The following is a 21,803-nucleotide window of genomic DNA, read 5'->3' as shown; positions in this document are numbered from 1 at the left end:
CTCCAGGGCTCAGCCATTGCGCAGTAGCTGGCTGCCTTCGAGCAGCACGAGGGTGGCGACGGCCGCGATCTCGGCGCGCAGCAGGCGCTGATGGGTCTCGGCCAATGGCTCGCGTTCGCGCAGGCGCCGACGCATCCACCACCAGCCGTAGGCCGTCGCCGCGTAGAGCAGCAGCCGCCAGACGAGGAAGTGGCCCGAGTGCTCGCGCAGCCACTGCTCCCAGCCGTCGATGCTGCCGACGATGTGGAGGCCGACGACGTTCACGCCGACCGCGATGCCCGCCACCAGCAGCACCCACAGCAGCACGATGCCGACGCGGCGGCCGAGCAGCCGTGCCGGCCGCAGCCAGGCCCGGCTGGTCATGGCCCGCTCCGCGGCTTCTGCACTTCCTTGAGCCGGTCGCGCGTCGTGTCGCCCTCGAAGATGCCGCGCGAGCCCGCGGCGCGGGTGCCGTGGCGCTGCACGATCGCCATCGCCGAATTGCCGGCCAGCGTGCGCCGCAGCTCCAGCTCGGTCTTGAGGTTGTTGATCTCCTGCTCCAGCGCGTTGTTCTCCTGATCGACCGCCTTCACGGCCAGCTCGTTGGCGGCGACGTTCGGCTCCTTCTTGCCGGTCAGCAGCGTGCGCTGCAACAGCAGGGCCTTCTCCAGCACGCTCGACAGCGCGGCTTCGGACGCCAGGCGCTTGCCGAGCAGGTCTTGATCGGGCTCGTCGCGCAGCGCCTCGATCACGCCGCGCGTGATCGGCAGCGAGTTGCTGCCGGCGGCTTCGAGGTTTGCCACCGTCATCGGCGTCGAGCCCGTCACGAGGCCCTGCAGTGCCTGCAGCTTGGTCTCGTACTCTTCCTGGATCACCGGCGTCAGGCCGACGCCAGGCGTGGTCTGCGTCTTGGTGCAGGTCTCGCAGGTGCGTTGCTCGCGCTCGCCGAGCACGCGGGTTGCGAAGTCCGCTGCGGCCTGCGGCGAGGACCAAGTTTGGCAGGTCAGCCGGTTGCCGCAGGACGCGCGCGGGATGGATGAGGTGTCGCTGACGCCGCGGCTGTTGAGCAGGTTGTAGCCGGCACGGGTCACGTCGCCGACCACCTTGATGGAACCCTGGCCCGAGCCGCCCGCGTTGCCGCCGCCCACCCAGGGCACGCCGTTGTTGCCCTTGTTCGATTCGGCCTGCTCGACGGCGGACACCGCATCGGTGCTGCTCACCGCATCGCGCAGCGCGAAACCTTCGGCGAGCTGATCCCACCCGGCCTGGCCGCCGGCCATGTCCGCCATCCGGTTGGCCATCGCCTTGCACGTCAACTTGCTGCGGTCGAAATCGAGCCGAGCCTGCAGCACGCCGTTGGTCAGCAGGTTGTAGAGGCCCGGATCGGCGCGCTGGATGATCAGGGCCGGCAGCGACGCCACGGCGCTGGTGGCGCTCTGGATCACCGAGGACATGATCTGCTGAAAGCCATTGGTGAGGCCGTTCAACTGGTTCTGCAGCGTCGTCGTGATGCTCATGTTTCCGCAGATCAGGTTGCTGTTCCAGCCGATGCCCACGCCGATGCTCTGCATGTTCCCGGCGCCGCCCATGGACACGGCCCGGCCGCCGCCGATGCTGTAGAGCACGTCGTCGCCGATGACGCTGCCGCTCACGCCGACGCCGGTGGGGCTGATGCGGGTCTGCGCCCACGCGACGCCGGCTGCGGCCGTGACGGCGCAGGCGAGCGCGATGCTGAGCGCGTAGGGCCTGGCGCGCTGTGCGAAACGGGAGAGAGACGCTTTCATCGGAATACCTCAGAGGAAATCGACGCTGCCGAGGAAGACCTGCCCGCGGCGCTGGCAGCAGGCATAGGGCCGCCACAGCGCCCAGGCGTAGTCGCCTTGCTGGGCCTGCACGCGCGTGTTGGAGTGGGGGAACACGGCGCAGGAGTTGGAGAGGGTCGGCGTCAGCTCCTGCCACTTGCCGGTGGAGGCATCGCTCTCCACCAGGGCGCCGGCCGGCCAATAGCCGTCGCTCGAACTCGCGAGCAGCGGCTGGTAGACGTGCGGCTGCATGCGCCGCGTGACGACATCGCCCGCGCGCTGCGCGACGACGGCGCCGCTCTTGTAGTCGTCGGTCTGATGCAGGAAGCCGCCGCGCGGATAGACGTTGCCCCACAGGTTGAGCGTCGTGCGGCCGCCGATCTCGCGCATGCCGGGGATCACCGCCTCGGGGTACACCCAGGGCCTCCGCACTCGCCTAGCATATCGCCCGGATCCCCAGCATGCGCTCCCGCACCCCGTCATCCCACGCCGCCCCCTTGCGCTTGAGCCGAAGGCTGCTCTTGCGCGTGTCGGTCTTGTCGGCACGGATGATGTTGAGCGCGATCTTGCGCAGCAGCGAAAGGTTCTGCGGCGCGTTGTCCTTGGCCACCGTGCTGGCGTCCTCGCTGAAGCTGACATCGAGGATCCAATGAAGCCGGTTCTCCACACCCCAATGCGCACGTATCGCTGCGGCCAGTTGCTCGGCGCTCAGTGCGCGCGAACTGATGTAGTAACGCCGCTCGAGATCGGATTGCTTGTCGCCGACCACCCGCATCGAGTCGATGCGCCCGATCGTCACGCACTTGGGCCAGTCGGCCAGATCGACGATGCCCTTGGCCGAGAGCACCGAGGCGATCTGCCCGACGGTGCGGCCGTGGCCGCGCTCGACCAGCGAACTGCGGTCGACCGACTCGACGCCGTGCTGATCGATGAAGGCGGTCTCGATCGCTTCGAGCAGCTTGGGCTGGTTGCCCTTGACCATCAGCAGGTAGTCGCCTTTCTTCGCAACGATCTGTTTGGCAATGCTTTTCTGGCAGCCCATGGCGTCGATCGTGACCAGCAGCCCCTTGATCGAGAGCGCCTCCAGCAACTCCGGAATCGCGGTGATCTCGTTGCTCTTGGCGGCGACCTTCTCCTGGCCGAGCACCAGTCCCAACTCGGTGGCGAAGGCGCTGACCATGTGGATCGCGCTCTCGCCGCCGCTGCCCGAGCCGCGCACGGTCTTGCCGTCAATTGCGATCGTGCCGGCGAGGCCCGCATCGTCGCTGAGCGCACCGACCACGCCGCCCACCCAGCGCCGGAACATGTTCTCGAACTGCTTCGGATCGAGCGCACGCAGGATCCGCAGGAACGTCTCTTCGGACGGGATGCCGTTCTTGAGCACGAGGAAGCGGCGCAGCCACGCCTCCTTGGTGCGCGCCCAGAAGGTGATGTCCTCGACCGTGTCGCAGTCCGAGAGCACAGCGGCGATCAGGATCACCAGGATCTCCCGGAAGTCGTGCAAGGTGCCGTTGCTCGGCTTGCGCGGATCATCGATTTCGTCCAGATAGCTCATCAGGGAACCCCTTTGCGTCGCACTCACGCTCTTCGCCCAAAAGGCGAGAGTAGACGTGATTTTCGAAGGGTCCACAAGATGGCTGCATAAGGTGTTGAATGTGAACGAAGATTTTCAGGTGGCTATGCGATCAGGAAAAATGCATTCCGAGTGCGGAGACCCTGGGGGTACACCATCTCCGGGACGTTGTAGCGCCAGGCCAGCGTGTCGAGGGTGCTCAGCAGGTACGGCATGAAGGCCGTGCCTGCGCCCTGGCAGGCGTAGCCGGACGCGCTGGCGAACTGGCTGAACACCGAACCGCCGGGATGCCCGATCACGTCGGCGTTCTTGAACTTCGCCAGGTTGTTCTCGTTGTCGTGGTTCGTCGTCCCGTCGCCGCCGGCCTGCGCCGTGGGATTGGGCATGCTCATGGCGCGCACCTCGATCCACGGGTTCTCGCCGGTGTTGCTGTAGCTCGACACCACCGCGTCGGGAATGTAGTGGCGCACCTTCACCGAGGTGCGCACCGTGCAGCCCGTCCAGGTGCAGAACAGCCAGTAGCAGATGCCGACGACGCGATATTCCAGGCAGTCGGGCGACAGGGCCGAGGACACGATGGTAGCCGTGTTCAGCGCGAAGCTCGAAGCGGCGCCGCCGAGCAGCACCGAAGCGATGGCAAGGCGGGCCCGGCGCGACGACGCCGACAGCAGGCGGTTCATGGCTGTGCCCTCCGATGTGATTCGATGCGTGCCACGGCGCGCGCGACATCGGGCTCGCCGTAGACCACGTAGCGGCGATCGACCACCACGGCAGGCACCTTGGCCAGCCCCAAGCCCCAGGCATCGGCGACGCCCTGGTAGGCGCTGCCGATGCGGCGCTGTAGTGCCTGGCTGCCATCGCGCAGGCGTTGCTGCACGAGCGCGGCCGCGCGGCCCGGATCGGCAGGCAGGCCCGCGGCCAGTTCGGCCTCGATGCGCTCGGGCAGATCCAGCTCGATCACGCGCGCGCCGGATGCGGACTGCACGGGATGGCGGCTGTCGGTCACGACCAGCACGTCGGCTGCGGATGCGTCCTGGCCGAGCAGGCACAGCAGCAGCCCTCCCGCGCAGGCGATGCGCGTACACCGCAGCCGCGGGATGGGTTTCAAGAAGGGAGCCGTCATGGCGGGCGTCCTGGGAATGAGAGCAAGGCTCTAGTCGAACGCCGAAGGCAGTCCAACCGCGACAAGGAATGCGCACCGCGCGCGCTCCGCTTTGGGCAGACAGGCGAAAGAAAAGCGGCAGCCGAGGCTCCCGCGGGGACCAGGCGGTCAGCGGCGCTACAGCAGGCCGGATTCGGCGAAGGAGTACGGCGTGCCCTTGCCGACGATGAAGTAATCCACCACCCGGACATCGACTATCGCCAGGGCGGCTTTGAGCCGGTCGGTCAGCGCCTGATCGGCGGCCGAAGGCACGGTCATGCCAGATGGATGCTGGTGGGCCAGGATGACCGCCGAGGCGTTGAGGGCCAGGGCGCGCTGCACCAGCACCCGCGGGTACACCGAGGTTTGATCGACCGTGCCCTTGAACATCGGCTCGTAGGCGAGGACTTGGTGCTGAGAGTTGAGGAACACGACGGCGAAGACCTCGTTGGGCTCCGCGACCAGCTTCAGATGCAGGTAGTCGCGCACGGCGGCGGGACTGTTCAGCATCGGGCCGGCCTTGAAGATGCGTTGTTCCAGCAAGGCGATGGCCTGGCGGATGATCCAGTCTTCGTGCTGGGCGGCGATCAGGCTGAGCGACTCGGGACGCGAGTCGGCGACGACATAGGACATGGCGAACCTCCACGGGATGAAGTCGGAGGACGCCTGTCCCGGGAGGGACAAACCCTCCGGGGACGATGAAGAACAAGCGGCAGAAGAGCGGGCATCCGCCACCGCATGCACAGTGGCTGTTCGCGTCCAGGGATGCGCAGCGAACGGGGTCGATCAGCACGGCCAAGCCGCGTCGTAGCCTTGAAGATCGTGGCTACCTGGGCATGTCTCCGAGAGACTCGGCAGGCATTTCCTTCGATGCGGGCTCGGCCGCTGCACTGGCCGCCAGCAGGTCGATCGCGGACAGCAAGGCATCTCCTTCGACCGGGCCGTGCAGCAGCAGCGTCTTGCCGGACTGGCGATCCTGCAGGCGCAGCGTGGGCGTGACCTTGATGCCCTCCTGCGCCGCGCTCGCCGACTGTGCGCGGATCAGCGCATCGGGGCGGTCGCTGTCGAGGCACTGCTGCGCGGCCGGCGTGAGGTCGGGATAGCGCAGGCCCTCGGGCAGGCCCTGACCGTCGCCGCGGGTGTGCGTGTAGACCCACTCGGCGGCCTGCCAGAACGCGGCCTGGCCGCCGGCCTCGCCGACGCACTCCACCAGGCGCGCACCGGCAGACGCGGCCGGCTCGTGCAACGGCAACGGCAGGTGATGCCATTGCCAGCTCACGTCCGGGTGCGCGTCGATCCAGCGCTTGAGCACTGCGAAGTAGGCGCGGCAGAACGGGCATTCGAGGTCGGCGTACTCGACCACCGTGAAGCGCGCATCGGCGCGGCCATAGCGCCAGGGCGGGCCGGCTGGTGCCGTTGCCGGCGCAGGCGTTGCTTCTGCCGAAGGAAAATCGGGTTCGGCGGGCGGCGACTGCGGCCGCAGGCCGAGCCATGCGGCCGTTGTCAGGGCCGCGGCCATCAGCAGCGCGACGACAAGGACGGTGCGGGACGGCGCGAAGCGAGGGATGCGCATCGTGGACTCCCCGTCACGCCAGCGCATCGAGCACCAGCGGCTCGATGCTGCGGGCGCGGTCGATCTTCTCGGCGATCTTGAAAGCGGCGTCCAGTTCGCCGATGCCGTACTGCTGCATCAACTGGAAACGCTCGGCCTTCTCTTCCGGCTCGGTCTGAGCCAGCGCCAGGTACAGGCTGGGCGGCACCGCGCGGAATAGCACTTCCATGCTCTTGGAAAGGATCACGCCCTCGCTGAACTTGCCGGCCTCCTTGCGGGCCGACAGCATCAGCGCCTTCTGCGCCGCGTTCAGCTCGCGAAAGCGCGCGATCTTCTCCACCTCGTCGGGCGGCATCGAGAGGCAGATCCACCACTCGATCATGTTGAGCATGGGCTCGGCGGCCTTGGGCAGGTCGTCGATGTTCTGCGTCGCCAGCCAGTACCAGGCGCCGAGCTTGCGCCACATCTTCGTGATCTTGACGACGTAGGGCGCAAGCAGCGGGTTCTTGGTGATGATGTGCCCCTCGTCCGTCACGTTGATGATCGGCCGGCCGAGGAACTGGTCGCGCTCGGCGATGTTGTTGACCGTGTTGATAAGGCTGATGTAGGCGATGGAAAGCTGCGCGTTGTAGCCCTCGCGTGCGAAGGTCGCCAGATCGACGATGGTGATGTCGGCCTCGGGCCAGGGCGTGCCGGGCCGGTCGAACATCTCGCCGTCCACGCCCTGGCAGAACATATCCATCGCGTCGGCCATTTCCAGCAGCCGCGCGCGCCGCACCTCGGGTAGTGCCGTATCGCGGGCGCGCTCGCGCAGCGCATCGCGCACGTCGCGCGTCAGGACGGTGCGCTGGTTGGCCACGCAACGCTGGGCCGCATCGAGGATGCACTGGCGGATCAGGCTGCGGTCGGCGCGCGTCATGCGCGCCTCTTCCTTGTCCTCGCCGCCGGTGATCATCAGCCGCGCGGTGATTTCCAGTTCCCCCAGCACGTCACGCTGCTCGTCGGCATCCGCTGCCTGTGCCGCTTCGTCGCGGTCCTCGTCCAGGGCGTCGGCATCCAGCGTCTGCACCTGGCTGGGCGTTTCCACCAGCCGGTGGGCGTCGGCGAACGGCGCGAGGCTCACCCCGGCACCGGGGGCCAGCTTAACGCGATGCACCTTCATGCCTAGCCGCGCCGCGAAGTCGCCGAACAGGCCGAAGCTGTTGCCCGCCTCGACGATGAACAGCCGCGGCCGGTAGATCGCCGTCACCTGGTTCAGGATGTTGTTGAGCGTGGCGCTTTTGCCCGAGCCGGTGGGACCGAACAGGAACAGGTGAGCGTTCATCTGCCGGTCGAGCCGGTTCAGCGGGTCGAAGGTGATCGGCCCGCCGCCGCGGTTGAAGAACGTGATGCCCGGATTGCCGGTGCCCTGGCTGCGGCCCCACACCGGCGCGAGGTTCGCCGCGTGCTGCGCGAACATCAGTTGCGTGTACCACTGGCGCTTGTCGGTGGCCGGATCGAACACGCACGGGAGCCAGCGCAGGTAGCTGTTGAGCGGCGCCACCTCGTCTTCCTCGCGCACCGGCTGCAGGCCGGCGTTGAGCATGACGTTGACCAGTTGCAGGCCGCGGGCGTCGAGCTGCGCGAGGTCGCGTCCGCGCAGATAGAAGGCAAGCGCACCGCGGTAGAGCTTGTGCGCGCTGCCGATCAGCCCGCGCGCTTCCTGCACGTCGCGGCGCGTCTGCTCCGAAGCCAGCGTCTCGCCGACCGACTTCTTGCTCAGGTGGTTCAGGTGCCCTTCGAGCACGTCCTGCGGCGTCGCGACGACGGTCAGGCACATCACCGTGTCCTCGGGCATCTGGTCGAACAGCGCGTTGACGGCATCGCCGCCCTTGCGCGTTTCGCCGGTGACGTGGCCGGTCGCAGGCGGCATGCGCAACCGGTCCATCACGATGATCCGGTGCGGCATGCCGTCGAGCAGCCACGTGCCGTTCGCCACGTCCGAGCGCGGCTGGCCGAAGAACAGGCGCTGCGCGAAGTCTCCGCTGGCCAGCTCGATCTCGCCGTCTTCGACTGCCTCGGGGTAGCGCGTGAGCGCATAGAAGCGCTCGCGGTCGTCGGCGCTGGGGCCGAGCAGCGTCGGGTGCGGGTTGAACCAGCGCAGCAGCCAGTCGTGGATGTCGGCCGCCTCCATGCGGCGGGATTTCACGCCCGCGTTGGCGAGGCCGCCCACGAGCCGGTCGCAGATCGTCGTCAACGCCTGCTCGGGGGACTGGCCGCGCCGCGATGCGGTCGTAGCGTTCGCGCGCCGGTAGACCACCATTCGCACGCGCCGGACCTGGCCGCGCCACGGCAGCCGCGTCACCGTGGTGTCCTCGAACAGCCCGCCGGGCTTGGCAATGGCGCGCAGGTGGTGCCCAAAGAAACGCAGGTAGAAGTCCGTGAAGGCGCTGCCCTGGGCGCGCGGCCGCACATAGTCGGCCAGCCCGCGCAGGTAGGTGTCCCAGGTCGATTCGTCCTGGGCGTAGAGCTGCACGACCCACGGGTTCTCGTCGAGTTCGTCGAACGAGTCCTGCAGCGCGTTCTCCAGTGCATCGCGTGCCTGCCACAGCCAGGCCATCTCACGGCCTTCGGTGCCGACCGGGGCCAGTTCGAAGAAGCCCGCAACCGACTGGCCGTCTTCCAGCAACATGCTCTTGGAGCCGGGCAGGTACTCCATCCACGGCAACAGGTCGGCGAAGGACGGTGCCACGCCGTAGAGCGCCTGCAGGTCCGCTTCGGTGGTCGGCGGGCGCGGCTGGCTGCCCATCGCGCTGCCGGGCTCGGGAATGCCGTGCGCGGCCAGCGTCGAGACATGCTGCGACCAGGCGTCATCGGCATCCAGGTCGGGGCCGGCGGGCGTGACGGCCTTGCGTGCCCAGGGCAACGACCAAGCCATCAGTAGTCCTCCAGGCGCTCGCCAGGCATCGCGTACTGCACGCGCTGGTAGAGCGGGAACACGGTGGTGTAGCCGGGCACGGGCACCGGGTCGGTGCCGGCCAGGTGCGGGAACACGTACATCACTAGGTCCGGGTTCGGCAGGCGTCGGAACTGGCGGTAAATCTCGTTGGCCGCGGTGCGCGTGTAGGCGGCAGCGGCGGCGGGCACCGCCTGCACGTCGGCCTCGGTCAGCGGCCGGCGCAAGTCCTGGCGTGCATCGAGCAGTTGCCGCGCTGCTTGCCCACCACCGGCGCTGCCGCCCGTCTCCTGATTCCACACGTCGAGCATGGTGTGATCGCCGTGCGGCAGCAACTTGTCCTTGCTGGTGGCGCAGCCGCCCAGCACCAGGACCGCGCACAGGATCGCGGCCGATTCAATCCAAATCCGACGCATGCTTGCCTCCGATGCGTTGATTGACCCGGCGCCCCTTGGCGTCGTAGTCGATGTTGAGCGGCTGCTCCAGATGCACCGCGACCTTGGCGCCGGGCCGCACGTAGACGGCGGCGAAGGCTTGGCCGTAAAGCTTGTTGACCCAATCGGCCATGTCGCGGACGCCCCCGGCCAGGATGCGGCCCATCGCCTCGTTGCCGCTGATGCCTACCGTGCCAAGCGAGCCGTTGCTGTTAGCGACCACGGCCACGCTGCCGTTGTCCGACTTGATCAGTGAAGCGGCGCCGGCGCCGGCCGCGGTGATGAGGGCTTGCGAACCCAGGTACTGCTGCGCGTTGCTGCGCCGTTCGCCGCTGACGCAGGGGATGCCGTAGGGATCGCTGATCCAGCCCAGGCCGCCTTGCGTCGTGCTGTTTGCACCATTGCCCTGGCCGCCGCCGCTCTGGTTGCGGTTGCCGTCCTCCGGCATCGTGCGCACCGTGCCGTCGTTGAAGACGAACGTCACCGAGCGAATCTGGCCGCGCACGCAGGAAAGCGTCCAGTCGCCCGAGGCCGTGCCGCTGACCACCGCGCCCGCCACGTCGGGAATGTCGATGCCGTTGGCGGTGAGGTTGTCCGAGCCGATCAGCACCTTGAAGGGGTACGGGTCGTTGACCGTGCCGTCGATCGGCACGCGGCCGATCAGCGCGGTCATCGCGATGGAGCCCATCAGCGTCGAGTTCGACGGCACCGTGTAGACCGGCTTGGACGACGTGCCCACGGCGCGGCTGCCTGCATCCGCGACGGTGCTGGCCACGTTGTCGGCCGTGTCGGAAAGCGTCTTCTGCGCCGGCCCGAAGCTGGTCGGAAAGTTCAGGCCGCCGCTGCTGCCGTTCTTCGCCGAAGGCTTCGCATCGTCCGGTTCCACCCAGCGCGTGCCGCTGGTGCTGCGCGCGGCGCCGCCCTGGCTGCCGCTGAAGCCCTTGCCGTCGCCGTCCTCCAGGCCGAGCCCGACCGGCAGATCGGCCTGGCCGCCCTTGCCGGAAAGCCCATCCAGGCGCCGCTGCAGGTCTTGCAGCAGGCCCTGGGTCTGCTGGCGGTCGCCGGCCAACTGCTCGCGGTCCTGCTGCAGGCGGCCGCGTTCACCATCCAGCGCGGACTGGATGCGCTGGTCGATCGCGCTTTCCCGCGCGCGCATACGCTCGTTCTCGCTCTTCTGGTTCTTGTTGTCGTTGAGCGCCGTCTGCAGCTCGTTGCGCAACTGCTTGACCTGGGCCACCAGTGTGGCAACGGTATCGCGCGGCGTGTCGCCCTCGATGCCCAGCGCCTTCATCTCTTCGGGCGTGAGCGAGTTGGCGCTGCCGGCCGGAACGGGCTTGGCGCCGCGATCCCCGGAGAACATCTTGATGCCGACGAACAGCAGCACCAGCGCCATCGGGATCAGCAGCCACTTCAGGAGGGGGTTACTTTTCATGGCGGGCACCTCCTTCGGCCTGGCCGGCCGCCGCGGCCGGCGGCAGGTTCACCGTCGCGTCGATCGGTGAGAGCTTGGGCAGCAGCGACTCGGCCAGGCCGTGGCCACGGGTCACGAGGTAGACCACCGTGGTGTCGGCGGCGCGGCCGGCCGGCGCCAGATTCGGGTGCTGGAAGGTCGCGGCGAGAAAGTCGCCCTGCAGCGCGCGGGGATCGAGGTCGAGCCAGCGCCCGGAGGCGTTGGTGAGCTTCACCGCCGTCACCCACTGGTCTTCGAGCCGCCAAGCGGCCAGCGCCTGCGCACGCACCGGCAGTGTGGGCAGCAAGGTGGAAAGCTCCAGCCCACGGCGCAGATTGACGCGGCCGAGGCCGGGAACGGGCTCCACGGTGCGCAGCGGCGCGTAGAGGTTCTGCGCCGCATAGCGCGTGAGCACAACCGCCACCGGCGTGGCGCGCTTCGCTGCGGGTACGGTGCGCTCCGCATCGTCGTCCGCCGGCTTGGCCGGCTCGCCGTAGCGCGTCGCCGGCACGTCGCCTTCGACGATGCGCACGGGTTCGAGTGCAGGCTGGCCCGCCTTCGCCGGCTCGGCCGCGATGTCCAGCAGGATCAGCGCGCCCGACTCCACGTCCTGCAGTTGCAGCCGTGTGGGCGGGATCGGCGCGCTCGCGCGCAGGTAGATCGCGCCACCAGCGCTCTGCACGCGCAACTGCTCGCCAACCGTGGGCGGCACACCGATGCGCACGTTGCGCTCGATGAACACCACGCGCTCCTGGCCGACCACCAGCGGCACCGCCAGCGGCAGGCGCTCCCAGCGCAGGATTTCGACGGCATGGGCCGCAGGCACGAAGGCCAGGCACAGCAGCAGGCCAGCCAGGGCCGCCGCAGATGAACGCTTCACGAGGGACTTCATGGGGTGTCTCCCTGCAAGTTGGAGCCGGCGCTTGCGGCCCGGCCGGGCGGCGCCGCAGGCGGCGGGGTCTCGATGCGCTCCGGCGCGCGTGCATGGCAGTCCAGCGCCAGGCCGAAGGGGTTGCGCTCGGGGTCCACGTCCATGCGCACAACCTTGAGTGCATAGCGCACGAGCGCGCGCTTGACCTGCTCGGCGCCCAGGTACTCGTCGGCGCTCACGTCCAGCGTGACGATCCAGTTGTTGGCCGACACGGTGCGCACGCGCATGGCCGGCTCGTCGCCGTAGCCGCGGCCGGGAATCTCGTAGATGCCGCGCACGCGCTGGCGTAGCTCGCCGTTGCTGCGCCGGAATTCGTAGTCCTGCTGCAGGAAGGCACGGCAGCTCGGCGTGAAGTACGCAGACAGTGCATGCAGGTTGCGCGGGTAGTCCTGCTCGCCATTGGTCGGCCAGCGCTGGGCCTGCTGCCAAATGTAGAAGGTGAAGGCGTAGACGCTCTCCGGCGGCACGTCCCACCACTTGCGCGTGCTGCCCGAGCGCAGGTCGGGTGGCACGTGGATGGTCAGGCTCTTGGGTGCGCTCCACCAGCCGAAGCCGAGCAGCAGCGCCACGACGAACAGTGCGGCGCCAGCCAGGCGCAAGGTCTTCACATGCGCCTGCAGGTGCGCGACCTCGTTCTTGAATCGGCTCATGGTCTACCTCGACGCAGGGACGGATCGGGCCGCAGGCGCCGCGTGGACCACCAGCCCGACCGGGTGATGAGCTGGCCCCCGCCCGCATGCGCAGCCAGCGCGGGGTAGCGCAGCGCGAGGCGCCACTGGAGCTGGCGGTACAGCCAGGTGTCGGGCCGGCCGCGCTTCCACCGCCGCAGCAGGCCGCCGCCCACGAAGACACCGACACCGATGCCGGCGACGATCAGCGTGGGCACCATCGCGATGCTGTGCGTCAGCCAGGCCAGCGGTACGCCGGCCACGAGACCGGCCGCGCCGGACAGCCCGGCGCAGACCCACAGCTCGTCGGCCGTGAGCCCGCGCACGACCACCGGGTGGCGGTTGAGGCGGTGCGGCAGGAAGGTCACGAGCCCGTCGCGCGACGGACTCTCCAGGGCGCCGGCCATCGTTGCCGGGCCTTACAGGACGCCGGTAGCCTTGGTCAGCAGCCAGATGCCGACGACCAGCAGGATCGCGCCCACCGCGACGGTCAACCCGAACTGCCCCCACGTTGCGCGGCCGGTGTGGATCTCGGCGTAGCGCGTGTAGGCGTGGTAGCAGACGCCGACGAACATCGAGGCGACGACGAGCAGCGCGATCAGCAGCACGATGTCGTAGCCGTAGTTTTGCAGCGTCTGCATGATGCCGCTGCCGGTGCCGCGCGACGGGTCTTCCAGCGTGGGAAGGTCGGCGAACGACGGCAGCGGCGTGGCGGCGATGCCCAGCGGGATCAGCAGCGCGGCGATGCGCGCGGCGGGCCGCGACGTGGGACGGCGAGAAGTAGCGGGAGCGTTCATGGCGAAGTACCTTTCATGGGGTCAGGACAGGAGGAAAAAGCCCAGCACCAGGTACATCGCGACGAAGCGCACGATGACGCCGAGGAACTGGCGTTGGGTCAGGTGGTGCTCGGCCCAGCCGACATAGGCAGTGCGCATCGCCCACACGCCCCACAGCAGCAGGATGGCGAAGACGAAGCCGAGCACGACGGTGGAGACGGCCCCGGGCGCGAAGCCGCCGTTGGCCGTGAAGGCGGCGACCTGATCGGCGGAAGGCGTCATGACGACGGCGCCTCCTTGGGCGACGTCGCAGGCGCCGCGTTACTGCGCGTGTAGTCACCGGCCAGCGGCACGGGATCACGCGGCTGGGCGCGTTGCGGAACGAGGTAGTCGCGCACGCCGGTGCGCACGCGCTCCAGGTCGGCGCGCAGCCGCGCGTAGTCGAAGTGGTAGCGGGCGCGCTCCTGCGGCGCGGTGGTGGCGGCGTGCTCGGCGAGGCGGTCCAGCAGTTCGAGCTGGCGCGTTACCGCGGCGAGCATCTCGCGCTCCGCAGCGTTGTCGGAGGCGTCAGCGGCGATGGCGGGCTGCAATCCGGCAGCGGCAAGCAGCAGCGCGGCAACACGCACGGCCCAGGGTGCCTCGACGGCGAAGCGCCGAACCTGCGCGGGATTGCGAGTGGTTTCCATCGAGCCGTTCTCCGAGGGATGCGGATGGCTCGATGCTCAAACGGCCGGTCTTCCGGCGCCGCAATCAATCGGAACCGGCCAGCCACCGCTTTCCGCGGCAAACTCCGCTGCAGAGGAAGGAATTTCCCCGATGACGTCGTCTTTAATGCACTACCGTCTGAGTGGAGGTGCAAGTCAAGACGATGATGGTTGTTGCGCTAGTGCTCTACTCCACGGGGAAGAATATCGACCCTTCGCCTGATCTCGGCACCAACTCTGCATACAGAGATCTACGCCCGATGATGACAGCGAGCACTGGCCGCTTGTCCCGACGCTGCGCTGCCAACAAAGTCCATTCAGATCTGTCAAGGCTAGAAGGCTGGGGATGGTCTTCCGGGTGGGTATGCCATTCGCCTAAATAGCGGACAGTTCCCTGACTCGCCGTCCATCGCGACAACGCAATAGCCTCATGACCAAACGGCATCCGCTCGAACAGATAGCGAAACCGCTTGTCCCACGCGGTAGGAACCGTCGCCTGCTCAATGAGCAAATGGGCTCCATGTACAGAACCAAGCAAGAGTCCGCCCGCTTCGCAGTCGGCATCACTAGCCTGGATATGCTGACTGAATGTCTCCAGCGTCTGGGTCGAAAAATGCAGCAACCTGCTCTTGTCGCCAGTTGCCCAGGACCCTAGGAATTGCATAGAGGGCAATCATGATCTCGCAGAGGATCGCAGTCAGGCGTGGCCAGATGATGGGTCTGGTCGATCAGCCGGGTCCGCAATGCAGGAGAGTGGACGCCCTTGACCCAATCAAGGGCCATCTCAGCACCCAAGCTGGCTGCCTGCACCGACACCGAAGCCGGAAATGGCACATACAAGCCCTCGCACCCGTGGCCTGCCAAGATGTTAGGCAGAGCATCAATGGTCGAGCGAAGTTCGCCTCTTCTGTGGCTCTGCCATAGGCATCGGTAGCACGCACCCGATGCGTTCGTTCTCTCAAGAAACAAAACTAGCCGGGGCGGTTTTCATGCGGCTGCCCCGATGGGGTTGATCTGGAACCCGAGCGCGGTGGCTCGGCGTTTGAGTGCAGCGATGCTGCGCTCGCGTTGCAGTTCTTCGTATCGCTGCTGCCCCTGGTCGACGAAGGCCTCGCCGCGGGTGAGCATGAAATACACCATGCGCGCGAGCTTATGCGCCGTTGCGGTGTTCGCCTTGGGTTTGTCCATCCGGCTGCAAAGGCGCCGATAGAACGCTCCGAGGGCGGAGTTGCTGTGCGATAGCGTCATCGCGGCCATCTTCAGGGCCTGGCGCACGCGGTTGGCCGAACGCTTGGTACCGGCCGAGAGCACCTTGCCACCGCTGACCTTGGTCCCTGGGCACAGCCCCAGCCACGAGCAGAAGTGCTTCACGTTGGCAAAGCGGGAGAGGTCGGGTCCGATCTCGGTCAGGATCTTCATCACCGAGCTCACCTCGAGCCCGTTGATCCGCGTCAGATCGACCCCTGCCCAATTGGCGAGCATCTGCCGGACATCGAAGGCAGCGCGCGCCTTGCTGCCGGCTCGAGGCACCGCGCCAACGTTGATCGCGCACTGCGCCCGCTGCCCGAGCAGCACCTGCATCTGGGCGTCGCATTCGCGCAGGTGACGGGCGATGTCGTCGTACATCGACAGTGCCTGACCCAGCACGAACAGATGCTCCTGGCGCCAGTTCCCGGTCAGCGCACGGATGACCTCCTCGGTGCTGGCCTTGACCCGCCGGTGACGGTGACGCGCCAGCACTTCAGGGTTGCGCTCGCCGGCGACGATGTCACGGATGATCGCCTGACCGCTCATCCCCATCACGTCGGTGAGCACCTCGGTGAGTTGAATATTCATCTGCACCAAGGCTTTTTGCATGCGCTGCACCCAACTGGCCTGCTCGGCGAGCAAGGTCTCGCGCAGCCGGGCAATCGCCCGTAGCTCACAGACCTCTCCGGCAGGTCGCCATGCTGCGCGCAGCAGCCCGTAGCTCATCAAACGCTGCAGCCACTGACAATCCTGCACATCACTCTTGCGGCCGGGCACGTACTTCATCTGTCGCGCATCGACCAGCCAGACCTGCAGTCCGCGCTGCTCCAGGATCTCGAACAGCGGGATCCAGTACACGCCGGTCGACTCCAAGGCGACGATCTCCACCTTGCACGCCAGCAACCAGTCGGCCAAGGCGCGCAGATCGTCCGTCATGACGCCGAACTCGCGCACCGACTCCTCTGCCGCGTCGGGCGGCACCGCCACCCAGTGGCTCGAAGCACCCACATCGATCCCCGCCGCGTTCGGGAACACCGTGTCTGTCCGCTTGCGCATCGCCATCATCTGCTCCATCCTCGTCCAAGAACGGCAGCGCCAAGGGAAGCGTCGATTTCGACTCGATCTCTCAAACGGGATGCACATCGCTGTGCTCACCACTGTCGCCGACGATTCCCGGACCATGCTCAGAGTCGGGCTCGCTCCACAGCGTCCTCTAACGCCGCGAGCTCGCACCAATGACGTGTCGGTCATCGCGGCGCTGCCGTTCTCCTTGTAAGCCATAGTCGTTTCTTCCGGAACGCCGGGCGTGCGGGACGCGCGGATGGGATGCTCAGGAGCGCACGCACAGCCGTTCCCGGCCCTTCGATCCAAACAGAAAGCATGGGCGTGGGAGCCCTGTAGCGGCCGCACAGCCAATGCCCGAGGGATTCTTCGCCGGTGGCATCGATGAGTAGGTCCAGCTTTCCCAGTTGGGCCTGTCTCACGTCCACGGGGAGCGCATGAACCTCGACGCCTGGCGACAAGCGCTTGAGTTCCTTCGCCATCGCCTCAGCCTTGTTCGACAACAGGTCCGGGAAGCCGAGCCGATGCCGTCCGATGTTCTGTGGAAGGAGGCCATCAAAATCCACCAGCGTGAGTTTCCCTCCGCATGATCCTGCCCCGGCCTTGACCAGCATGTCCGAGAGGTATCCGCCGATCGTGCCGCAACCCACAAGTGCGATTCGTTTCCCCGCCAACGTTTTCGACTTGGGGATGTTGCGCTGGGCCAGATACCGGTCATCGATCCTGATCACTGAGACGGGCATTACCTTCAGCCCAAAACTCGAATCCCTGCGATCAGCAAGCTTGGTCTTTTGACTCACTTGGTGGTCAAAGAGCACGGCAAAGCCGTAGGTCATCAGTGGCGATTCGATGATGATCAGGACGCCATTTGCTTTTTTGCTTTGCCCTTCCTTGATTCGTTCGTGAATCTTGCGCCGACACCGTGGGTCCAGGGTGCTTTGCCAAGCCAAGACGTCCCCCACCGTTTCGGGGGGCCAGTGGCTGGTTAGTGGGCGGGGTTGCGCGGTGGTCTTGACCCGGTATGTCAGCACCGTTTTATCAGTGACCTGGTAGCCGAGTGAATGCAACTTTCTTGTTGTTCGATCTTCGTTGTCGGTGATGAACCAGAGTGGATTCCCATTGGCTTGCGCAACGATACAGTTTTGTCGCCCCAGATCTTCGCCTTGCATGTCCACAAAACAAAGCCAGCCGTTCCAGTAGGCAAAGAACTCTTCGGCGAGATCTTCGATCATCTCGCCCTTCAAGATCTGCCCGAGCACCGCTGCCGCCCGTTGCAGGCACGCCAAGGACTGCCCTACAGGATCGTAGATGTCCAGCACGACAGTTCCCTTGGCCAGATAGCAAAGGCCGCCCTCCGCGCCAAGATGAGGAACTGCATTGGGCAGTTCAGGCGGAATTTCGAGCAGCCGAATGCGAGGCAGGTCGAAGAAGGTAGGGTCGAGCTGAACCTCACATGGAATGCCATCGTCCGCGCCGCACGGGATCAACGGCCCCCTCAGCTTGAACCAGCCGTCGTCCGTCTTGCCGACAAACTCGAAGCCTTGCAGCCTGAAGGCTTCGACCACATCGGAGACCACGGCGACGCTGCTCATCCGGCCTTCGTGCGCCCGACCAATTCGCTCGGACCAGCCGTAGCCGGCGCTGCGGCAATGGTGGCGACAACGGATACCACCTTGACCCGGTCCGGCTCGTTCGGAAAACGCGGACCGAATTCGCCTTGCATCCAGACGCAGGCCTGTGAAGGGCTGCCGGCGTTGGTGGCTCCGCGCAGCACTTTTTCGAATGCTTCGAACGCTTTCGCAGCCTCTTCGACGCCCTCTTTACCAAGGCGTGCAGTAAGCGACTCCGACTCATCAACGGGGTTGTTCACCCCCGCGCGCAGCCGGGCCGGCAATGCCGCGACGACATCCAGCAACGCCAGGTCGTCGCGCCGATCCCGCTTCTCGAATAGCGGAGCCGCAGCGGCCATCAACAGAATCGAAGCCGGTCCACCGCTCGACCACCGCCAATCGCGAAACGCCTTCAAGTAGCGAATCACGCGGCGGAACTGTTCGCCCTTGGCCTCCACCTCGCCCAAAAACCATTCCTTCACAGGCCTGGGGTCGGAGGGCATCCAGTTGCACTCGCGGTGAGCCAGGAGCACTTTATCAGCGGGCAATGCCGTCCAGGCATCCCGCTCTGCCATGTTCACCGCCTCCGTCAGCGAGTCATAGCCGTATCGCTCCATCGAGGCTTTCGCGAGCGTGACGAATTCTTCGTCGGGGATGGCGTACAACGGAATGTCGATGTGGGCATAGGCCGCAATGACAATCCGGATGCATGTCGGCTTGTCGGTGACAAGCTTCCAGTGCTTCTCCTCGACCAACAGCCTCAAGGCTTCTTCAGCAGCTGCAAAGAACACCGTTGTGGCCCTGCTGGGACGCTTCGTCTGCGAGACAAAACTCAACGGCAGATAGCAACCATCATCGACATCCGCCTGCTGGGGCCGTTGTGCCGGGCCGTTCAAGGTCTTGTACGCCCACGATCCTTGCGTGAAGAAGCGTGGCTGCGGCACGTCGTCCGTGTACCCGCGTTCGCGCAGCACGCGCGGAATTCCGGTGCGAAGGCAGTTCCTGACATCATTTCGGGCGCTGGCGATCCAGGCTCGTTGCTCGGGCGACAGATCCAGCTCGTCATGCATGCAGGATTCGTCATCGACGGTGGTAAAGAAAAGCGGGCTCAGGTTCAGCATTCGGCCTCCGGCACATTCTTGTTGGGGCCGTGATAGAAGGTGGGTGCGCCGGCCTGGTGCGCTCGAAACGGTTGGAAAAGAGGGTCGCCAAGCGCGCGCTGCGCTGCATGATTGCCGCGGTCCTTCAGCGTATTCGTGGCGCCGATGGAAACCCGGTCCAGCGACTTTACGTCCTTGCTTTGATCGGGCGTGGCCTTGTCGTCGATCTGGAAGTAGTTGCTACCCAACGACTGGCGCAGCATGTAGTCCACCGACGACTCCTGGGCAGAGATCACCAGATCGAACAGCCCTCCGCGCCACTTGCCGAATCCGCGGTCGAGGCTGGCGCCGCCACGGACGGTTGCACCGATCGTCATCGTGCCGATGGACAGCACCCGGACCAGTGCATTCTGTTTCGGCGCGAGGAACGTATTGACTTCGTGCAGCCCGAACAGTCCTGGCGCATTGCCGACCAGTCCTCCATCCGCAAAGACGCCACGATCGTTGCGCGCTAGCGGAAAGTAAACGGGCGCAGCGGCGGTCGCCAACGCCACATCCACGATCCTCATGCGGTGGTCCATCTCAAATGAGGGATGGTGAGGCGTTTTGAAGAACTGGCCGCGCCCCGTCGAGTAGTTGACGGCTGGCACGAGAACGCGGTGCTTCAAGTTGCCGATCGTGGCGTCTTGAAAGCGCTCGGTCAGCACGCCCCGCAACCCTGCGGAGTCGTGCTTGGCGGTCAACCAGAAGCCCAGAAGGCGCCGAGCGAGACTTCGGCAACCAAAGATGCGGGAGCCCTGTCGTTCGAACAAGGCTTTGAGTTCAATGGCGGGGATTTCCGCGGCCAGCCCCAAGGCCAGCATCCCGCCTGCAGAGGTGCCGCAGATCAGGTCGAAGTGCGAAGCGATGGGGCGGCCTAGCACGGCTTCAAGCTCGGCAAGAACCGTCGCTGTGTACAAGCCGCGATAGCCGCCCCCAGACAGGGCGAGCACATGGTAGGTGGGCACGCCCATCATGGCACTCAGCCCTTCGGCGGGAAGGAGTCGTTACCGTGGCTGTCCTTGTCACGGATGCGACCGTCCGGACGGTGGATGACCAGTTCGGACTGCTGGTTGCGTGCGATGTCCCGCGCCGCGTCAATGGCCTGCTGCTGCGTATCGTGCACGGAGGTTGCCCGTTGATTGCCGGCACCCTTGACGGCCCAACCGTCCTGGTGAGGAACTACATGCTGATTTTTGCCTGTCATGGCGAATTTCCTAAAGTTGAACCATCGAGACCCCGGCCAGCCGGCCGGGTTGCCAATGACCACCGGTTGAAGCAAAATTCGTTGCTCTTGCAGACAACGGGCGAGTCAAGCCAAATCAACTTGCTGCAGTCGTAGAACTCACTTCTGTTGTCTGGCTGGACAACAATGTATCAGACTTGGTGCCAAGCTGCAAATGGTGGGCTTGGTGCCGCAGAACGCAACTGCTTCGGACCGGACACACACCGTTGTCCGCCGCAGCCACAAGGAACGGAACGGATGTCACAAACAGGCCTGGGCGTCGCCCTCAAGACGCTACGCGAGCGCAGAACCCTCTCATTGCGCGAAATCGGTCAACTGTCTTCGGTGGACCATGCCTATGTCCACCGGCTGGAGTCCGGCGAAAAGACAAATCCGTCAGTGGACTTAGTCGAGAAGCTGCTGAAGGTTCTCAAACCAGGTGAAAGAGATGCTGCGCTGGTGATGTGGCTTGTCGACCATGCGGAGGCCGATCCCCGCCTTGTTGAATTCGTGCTGAACGATCCTTCCATCAGCATCGACATCTTTTCGGCTGCAGCAGGCGTGAGGCATCGTGGAAATACAAGGCCCGATCCCGCGACACTGATCGCCCGGATACAGCGAGCATTCGAGGACGAGGATGACTGAATATGGATGAAGCGGATGTCACACAGAAAGCACGGGCCTTTGTTGCGAAGGTTGATGTGTCCGGCATCCGAGAAGACCTGACGCCCTATGTGGTCGCGGCCAACGCCAAAGTCAAGAAAGAGGAGCTTAGTGAGGGGGAGTCCGGCTACACGATCACCAAGCCGAATGGCAAGCACGTGATCACGGTGAATTCGCTGGAGACAGAAGAACGCCAACGCTTCACCATCTGCCACGAAATTGCGCATATCGTCCTTGCGCTGGAATCGAGCCACGAAGAGGTGCCGTCCTGGTCCTATGCGAAGCGGCATCCGAACGAAATCGCATGCGACACTTTCGCCGCCGAGTTGCTGATGCCGTATCAGCAATGGCTATCGCTTGTGCCCAAGGAAGAACCTTCGCTGGAGCTGATCCAGGGCATGGCGGCGCTTTTCAGCACATCATTTCCCGCCGCTGCGTCGCGGTTCGCCTCCCTCAGCGACATCCCTTGCGCCTTCGTCACCATGGAGCGCGGTGCAGTGCGCTACGCGGCACGCTCCACCAGTTTGCGACAGGCTGGGGCTTGGATATCTCCCAGGTCTGCCATTCCTGTCGGCTCTGTGGCTCACCGTCTCCGTTCTTCAGGCAGCAGTGCTGCCGACACAGATGAGGTTGCACAAGACATCTGGTTCGACAACTGGGAAAAGGGCCTCGATCTCTGGGAACTCTCCAGGCACTACGCACGTACTGACACCACGACCTCGCTGCTCTGGTTCGACAGCGACGATTTACCTGAGGTCGAAGTGAACCGCTTCGGTGTACGCGTCGAGGACGACGGTGGCTTGGCTGAACTCACTGGGCAGCTACCGTGGCCGGGACGCAGCAGGCGCCGCTGAGGCCATTTGCGTTCGTGTGTCTGAGTGGCCACATGGCCTCGAAGATGTAGGGTGGAT

The 21,803-nt window shown here is 65.8% G+C and carries 23 protein-coding genes and 2 pseudogenes; 2 read left to right on the top strand and 23 right to left on the bottom strand.

What is annotated here, in order from left to right:
* Window positions 1-9: 9 nt before the first annotated feature.
* The 23 genes and pseudogenes from C665_RS00480 to C665_RS00375 all read right to left on the bottom strand — a co-directional run bounded on the left by C665_RS00480 (window position 10) and on the right by C665_RS00375 (window position 20,211).
* The gene (locus C665_RS00480; RefSeq protein WP_004265620.1) at window positions 10-363 is read right to left on the bottom strand and encodes a hypothetical protein; all 354 of its coding nucleotides are present in this window, start codon (window positions 361-363) and stop codon (window positions 10-12) included.
* On the bottom strand, window positions 360-1,763 hold the full coding sequence (locus C665_RS00475; RefSeq protein WP_003454739.1) for an integrating conjugative element protein: 1,404 nt from the start codon (window positions 1,761-1,763) through the stop codon (window positions 360-362). The genes C665_RS00480 and C665_RS00475 overlap by 4 nt, the downstream gene beginning before the upstream one ends.
* A 9-nt stretch (window positions 1,764-1,772) precedes the next feature.
* Window positions 1,773-2,195 (bottom strand): annotated as a pseudogene (locus C665_RS00470) (TIGR03756 family integrating conjugative element protein); the annotation flags it as partial.
* A 22-nt stretch (window positions 2,196-2,217) separates the two neighbouring features.
* Window positions 2,218-3,336 (bottom strand): ISAs1-like element ISTha1 family transposase, encoded by a 1,119-nt coding sequence (locus tag C665_RS00465; protein WP_004265615.1) that lies wholly within the window; start codon window positions 3,334-3,336, stop codon window positions 2,218-2,220.
* 155 nt (window positions 3,337-3,491) lie between these two features.
* Window positions 3,492-4,034 (bottom strand): annotated as a pseudogene (locus C665_RS00460) (TIGR03756 family integrating conjugative element protein); the annotation flags it as partial.
* Complete coding sequence (locus C665_RS00455; protein ID WP_003454745.1) at window positions 4,031-4,477, bottom strand: TIGR03757 family integrating conjugative element protein; 447 nt, start codon at window positions 4,475-4,477, stop codon at window positions 4,031-4,033. The gene C665_RS00455 and the pseudogene C665_RS00460, both read right to left, overlap by 4 nt.
* 156 nt (window positions 4,478-4,633) lie before the next feature.
* Window positions 4,634-5,128 (bottom strand): JAB domain-containing protein, encoded by a 495-nt coding sequence (locus C665_RS00450; RefSeq protein WP_004265610.1) that lies wholly within the window; start codon window positions 5,126-5,128, stop codon window positions 4,634-4,636.
* 193 nt (window positions 5,129-5,321) lie between these two features.
* The gene (locus C665_RS00445) at window positions 5,322-6,068 is read right to left on the bottom strand and encodes a DsbA family protein (protein ID WP_003454752.1); all 747 of its coding nucleotides are present in this window, start codon (window positions 6,066-6,068) and stop codon (window positions 5,322-5,324) included.
* Window positions 6,069-6,081: 13 nt separating this feature from the next.
* On the bottom strand, window positions 6,082-8,964 hold the full coding sequence (locus C665_RS00440; RefSeq protein WP_004265608.1) for a conjugative transfer ATPase: 2,883 nt from the start codon (window positions 8,962-8,964) through the stop codon (window positions 6,082-6,084).
* On the bottom strand, window positions 8,964-9,398 hold the full coding sequence (locus C665_RS00435; protein ID WP_004265606.1) for a TIGR03751 family conjugal transfer lipoprotein: 435 nt from the start codon (window positions 9,396-9,398) through the stop codon (window positions 8,964-8,966). Before C665_RS00435 ends, C665_RS00440 begins: the two co-directional genes overlap by 1 nt.
* On the bottom strand, window positions 9,379-10,848 hold the full coding sequence (locus C665_RS00430; RefSeq protein WP_004265603.1) for a TIGR03752 family integrating conjugative element protein: 1,470 nt from the start codon (window positions 10,846-10,848) through the stop codon (window positions 9,379-9,381). The genes C665_RS00435 and C665_RS00430 overlap by 20 nt, the downstream gene beginning before the upstream one ends.
* Window positions 10,838-11,758: a TIGR03749 family integrating conjugative element protein gene (locus tag C665_RS00425; RefSeq protein ID WP_003454777.1), complete on the bottom strand. Its 921-nt coding sequence runs from the start codon at window positions 11,756-11,758 to the stop codon at window positions 10,838-10,840. Before C665_RS00425 ends, C665_RS00430 begins: the two co-directional genes overlap by 11 nt.
* On the bottom strand, window positions 11,755-12,447 hold the full coding sequence (locus tag C665_RS00420; RefSeq protein ID WP_003454780.1) for a PFL_4703 family integrating conjugative element protein: 693 nt from the start codon (window positions 12,445-12,447) through the stop codon (window positions 11,755-11,757). The genes C665_RS00425 and C665_RS00420 overlap by 4 nt, the downstream gene beginning before the upstream one ends.
* Complete coding sequence (locus tag C665_RS00415) at window positions 12,444-12,872, bottom strand: TIGR03750 family conjugal transfer protein (RefSeq protein ID WP_003454784.1); 429 nt, start codon at window positions 12,870-12,872, stop codon at window positions 12,444-12,446. The genes C665_RS00420 and C665_RS00415 overlap by 4 nt, the downstream gene beginning before the upstream one ends.
* A gap of 12 nt (window positions 12,873-12,884) precedes the next feature.
* A complete protein-coding gene (locus tag C665_RS00410; RefSeq protein WP_003454787.1) occupies window positions 12,885-13,262 on the bottom strand; it encodes a TIGR03745 family integrating conjugative element membrane protein in 378 nt (125 codons plus the stop codon).
* A 21-nt stretch (window positions 13,263-13,283) separates the two neighbouring features.
* The gene (locus C665_RS00405; RefSeq protein ID WP_003454790.1) at window positions 13,284-13,523 is read right to left on the bottom strand and encodes a TIGR03758 family integrating conjugative element protein; all 240 of its coding nucleotides are present in this window, start codon (window positions 13,521-13,523) and stop codon (window positions 13,284-13,286) included.
* The gene (locus tag C665_RS00400; RefSeq protein ID WP_004265602.1) at window positions 13,520-13,927 is read right to left on the bottom strand and encodes an integrative conjugative element protein, RAQPRD family; all 408 of its coding nucleotides are present in this window, start codon (window positions 13,925-13,927) and stop codon (window positions 13,520-13,522) included. The genes C665_RS00405 and C665_RS00400 overlap by 4 nt, the downstream gene beginning before the upstream one ends.
* Window positions 13,928-14,132: 205 nt before the next feature.
* Entirely contained in the window at window positions 14,133-14,609 is a 477-nt protein-coding gene (locus C665_RS19905; RefSeq protein ID WP_003454794.1) for a Mov34/MPN/PAD-1 family protein, read from the bottom strand.
* A gap of 323 nt (window positions 14,610-14,932) precedes the next feature.
* Window positions 14,933-16,255, bottom strand: a complete 1,323-nt coding sequence (locus tag C665_RS00395) for an IS110 family RNA-guided transposase (RefSeq protein WP_040828183.1) — start codon at window positions 16,253-16,255, stop codon at window positions 14,933-14,935.
* A gap of 185 nt (window positions 16,256-16,440) precedes the next feature.
* On the bottom strand, window positions 16,441-17,847 hold the full coding sequence (locus C665_RS00390) for a ThiF family adenylyltransferase (protein ID WP_004265596.1): 1,407 nt from the start codon (window positions 17,845-17,847) through the stop codon (window positions 16,441-16,443).
* Window positions 17,844-18,986, bottom strand: a complete 1,143-nt coding sequence (locus C665_RS00385) for a CBASS cGAMP synthase (protein ID WP_003454798.1) — start codon at window positions 18,984-18,986, stop codon at window positions 17,844-17,846. Before C665_RS00385 ends, C665_RS00390 begins: the two co-directional genes overlap by 4 nt.
* On the bottom strand, window positions 18,980-19,978 hold the full coding sequence (locus C665_RS00380) for a CBASS cGAMP-activated phospholipase (RefSeq protein WP_245537114.1): 999 nt from the start codon (window positions 19,976-19,978) through the stop codon (window positions 18,980-18,982). The genes C665_RS00385 and C665_RS00380 overlap by 7 nt, the downstream gene beginning before the upstream one ends.
* Before the next feature lie 8 nt (window positions 19,979-19,986).
* The gene (locus C665_RS00375) at window positions 19,987-20,211 is read right to left on the bottom strand and encodes a DUF2188 domain-containing protein (RefSeq protein ID WP_003454802.1); all 225 of its coding nucleotides are present in this window, start codon (window positions 20,209-20,211) and stop codon (window positions 19,987-19,989) included.
* 276 nt (window positions 20,212-20,487) lie between these two features.
* On the opposite strand from C665_RS00375, the gene C665_RS00370 reads away from it, so the two are divergent.
* Both C665_RS00370 and C665_RS00365 read left to right on the top strand, forming a co-directional pair.
* Window positions 20,488-20,874, top strand: coding sequence for a helix-turn-helix domain-containing protein (locus C665_RS00370; RefSeq protein ID WP_003454804.1), 387 nt, complete (start codon window positions 20,488-20,490; stop codon window positions 20,872-20,874).
* A gap of 2 nt (window positions 20,875-20,876) precedes the next feature.
* Window positions 20,877-21,746 carry an ImmA/IrrE family metallo-endopeptidase gene (locus C665_RS00365; protein WP_003454806.1) on the top strand — a complete coding sequence of 290 codons (870 nt, stop codon included), beginning with the start codon at window positions 20,877-20,879 and terminating at the stop codon, window positions 21,744-21,746.
* Window positions 21,747-21,803 lie beyond the last annotated feature (57 nt).

The sequence above is a fragment of the Thauera aminoaromatica S2 genome (assembly GCF_000310185.1).
GTDB lineage: Bacteria > Pseudomonadota > Gammaproteobacteria > Burkholderiales > Rhodocyclaceae > Thauera > Thauera aminoaromatica.
This window is presented reverse-complemented; position numbering and strand designations above follow the sequence as displayed.

Excerpts from the sequence above, each read along its gene's own strand:
- C665_RS00410 (WP_003454787.1), bottom strand. The coding sequence starts at position 13,262 with ATGAACGCTCCCGCTACTTCTCGCCGTCCCACGTCGCGGCCCGCCGCG.
- C665_RS19905 (WP_003454794.1), bottom strand. The coding sequence starts at position 14,609 with ATGCAATTCCTAGGGTCCTGGGCAACTGGCGACAAGAGCAGGTTGCTG.
- C665_RS00465 (WP_004265615.1), bottom strand. The coding sequence starts at position 3,336 with ATGAGCTATCTGGACGAAATCGATGATCCGCGCAAGCCGAGCAACGGC.
- C665_RS00445 (WP_003454752.1), bottom strand. The coding sequence starts at position 6,068 with ATGCGCATCCCTCGCTTCGCGCCGTCCCGCACCGTCCTTGTCGTCGCG.
- C665_RS00395 (WP_040828183.1), bottom strand. The coding sequence starts at position 16,255 with ATGGCGATGCGCAAGCGGACAGACACGGTGTTCCCGAACGCGGCGGGG.
- C665_RS00390 (WP_004265596.1), bottom strand. The coding sequence starts at position 17,847 with ATGAGCAGCGTCGCCGTGGTCTCCGATGTGGTCGAAGCCTTCAGGCTG.
- C665_RS00370 (WP_003454804.1), top strand. The coding sequence starts at position 20,488 with ATGTCACAAACAGGCCTGGGCGTCGCCCTCAAGACGCTACGCGAGCGC.
- C665_RS00450 (WP_004265610.1), bottom strand. The coding sequence starts at position 5,128 with ATGTCCTATGTCGTCGCCGACTCGCGTCCCGAGTCGCTCAGCCTGATC.
- C665_RS00375 (WP_003454802.1), bottom strand. The coding sequence starts at position 20,211 with ATGACAGGCAAAAATCAGCATGTAGTTCCTCACCAGGACGGTTGGGCC.
- C665_RS00400 (WP_004265602.1), bottom strand. The coding sequence starts at position 13,927 with ATGGAAACCACTCGCAATCCCGCGCAGGTTCGGCGCTTCGCCGTCGAG.
- C665_RS00385 (WP_003454798.1), bottom strand. The coding sequence starts at position 18,986 with ATGCTGAACCTGAGCCCGCTTTTCTTTACCACCGTCGATGACGAATCC.
- C665_RS00435 (WP_004265606.1), bottom strand. The coding sequence starts at position 9,398 with ATGCGTCGGATTTGGATTGAATCGGCCGCGATCCTGTGCGCGGTCCTG.
- C665_RS00440 (WP_004265608.1), bottom strand. The coding sequence starts at position 8,964 with ATGGCTTGGTCGTTGCCCTGGGCACGCAAGGCCGTCACGCCCGCCGGC.
- C665_RS00480 (WP_004265620.1), bottom strand. The coding sequence starts at position 363 with ATGACCAGCCGGGCCTGGCTGCGGCCGGCACGGCTGCTCGGCCGCCGC.
- C665_RS00420 (WP_003454780.1), bottom strand. The coding sequence starts at position 12,447 with ATGAGCCGATTCAAGAACGAGGTCGCGCACCTGCAGGCGCATGTGAAG.
- C665_RS00405 (WP_003454790.1), bottom strand. The coding sequence starts at position 13,523 with ATGACGCCTTCCGCCGATCAGGTCGCCGCCTTCACGGCCAACGGCGGC.
- C665_RS00365 (WP_003454806.1), top strand. The coding sequence starts at position 20,877 with ATGGATGAAGCGGATGTCACACAGAAAGCACGGGCCTTTGTTGCGAAG.
- C665_RS00455 (WP_003454745.1), bottom strand. The coding sequence starts at position 4,477 with ATGACGGCTCCCTTCTTGAAACCCATCCCGCGGCTGCGGTGTACGCGC.
- C665_RS00475 (WP_003454739.1), bottom strand. The coding sequence starts at position 1,763 with ATGAAAGCGTCTCTCTCCCGTTTCGCACAGCGCGCCAGGCCCTACGCG.
- C665_RS00415 (WP_003454784.1), bottom strand. The coding sequence starts at position 12,872 with ATGGCCGGCGCCCTGGAGAGTCCGTCGCGCGACGGGCTCGTGACCTTC.
- C665_RS00425 (WP_003454777.1), bottom strand. The coding sequence starts at position 11,758 with ATGAAGTCCCTCGTGAAGCGTTCATCTGCGGCGGCCCTGGCTGGCCTG.
- C665_RS00380 (WP_245537114.1), bottom strand. The coding sequence starts at position 19,978 with ATGGGCGTGCCCACCTACCATGTGCTCGCCCTGTCTGGGGGCGGCTAT.
- C665_RS00430 (WP_004265603.1), bottom strand. The coding sequence starts at position 10,848 with ATGAAAAGTAACCCCCTCCTGAAGTGGCTGCTGATCCCGATGGCGCTG.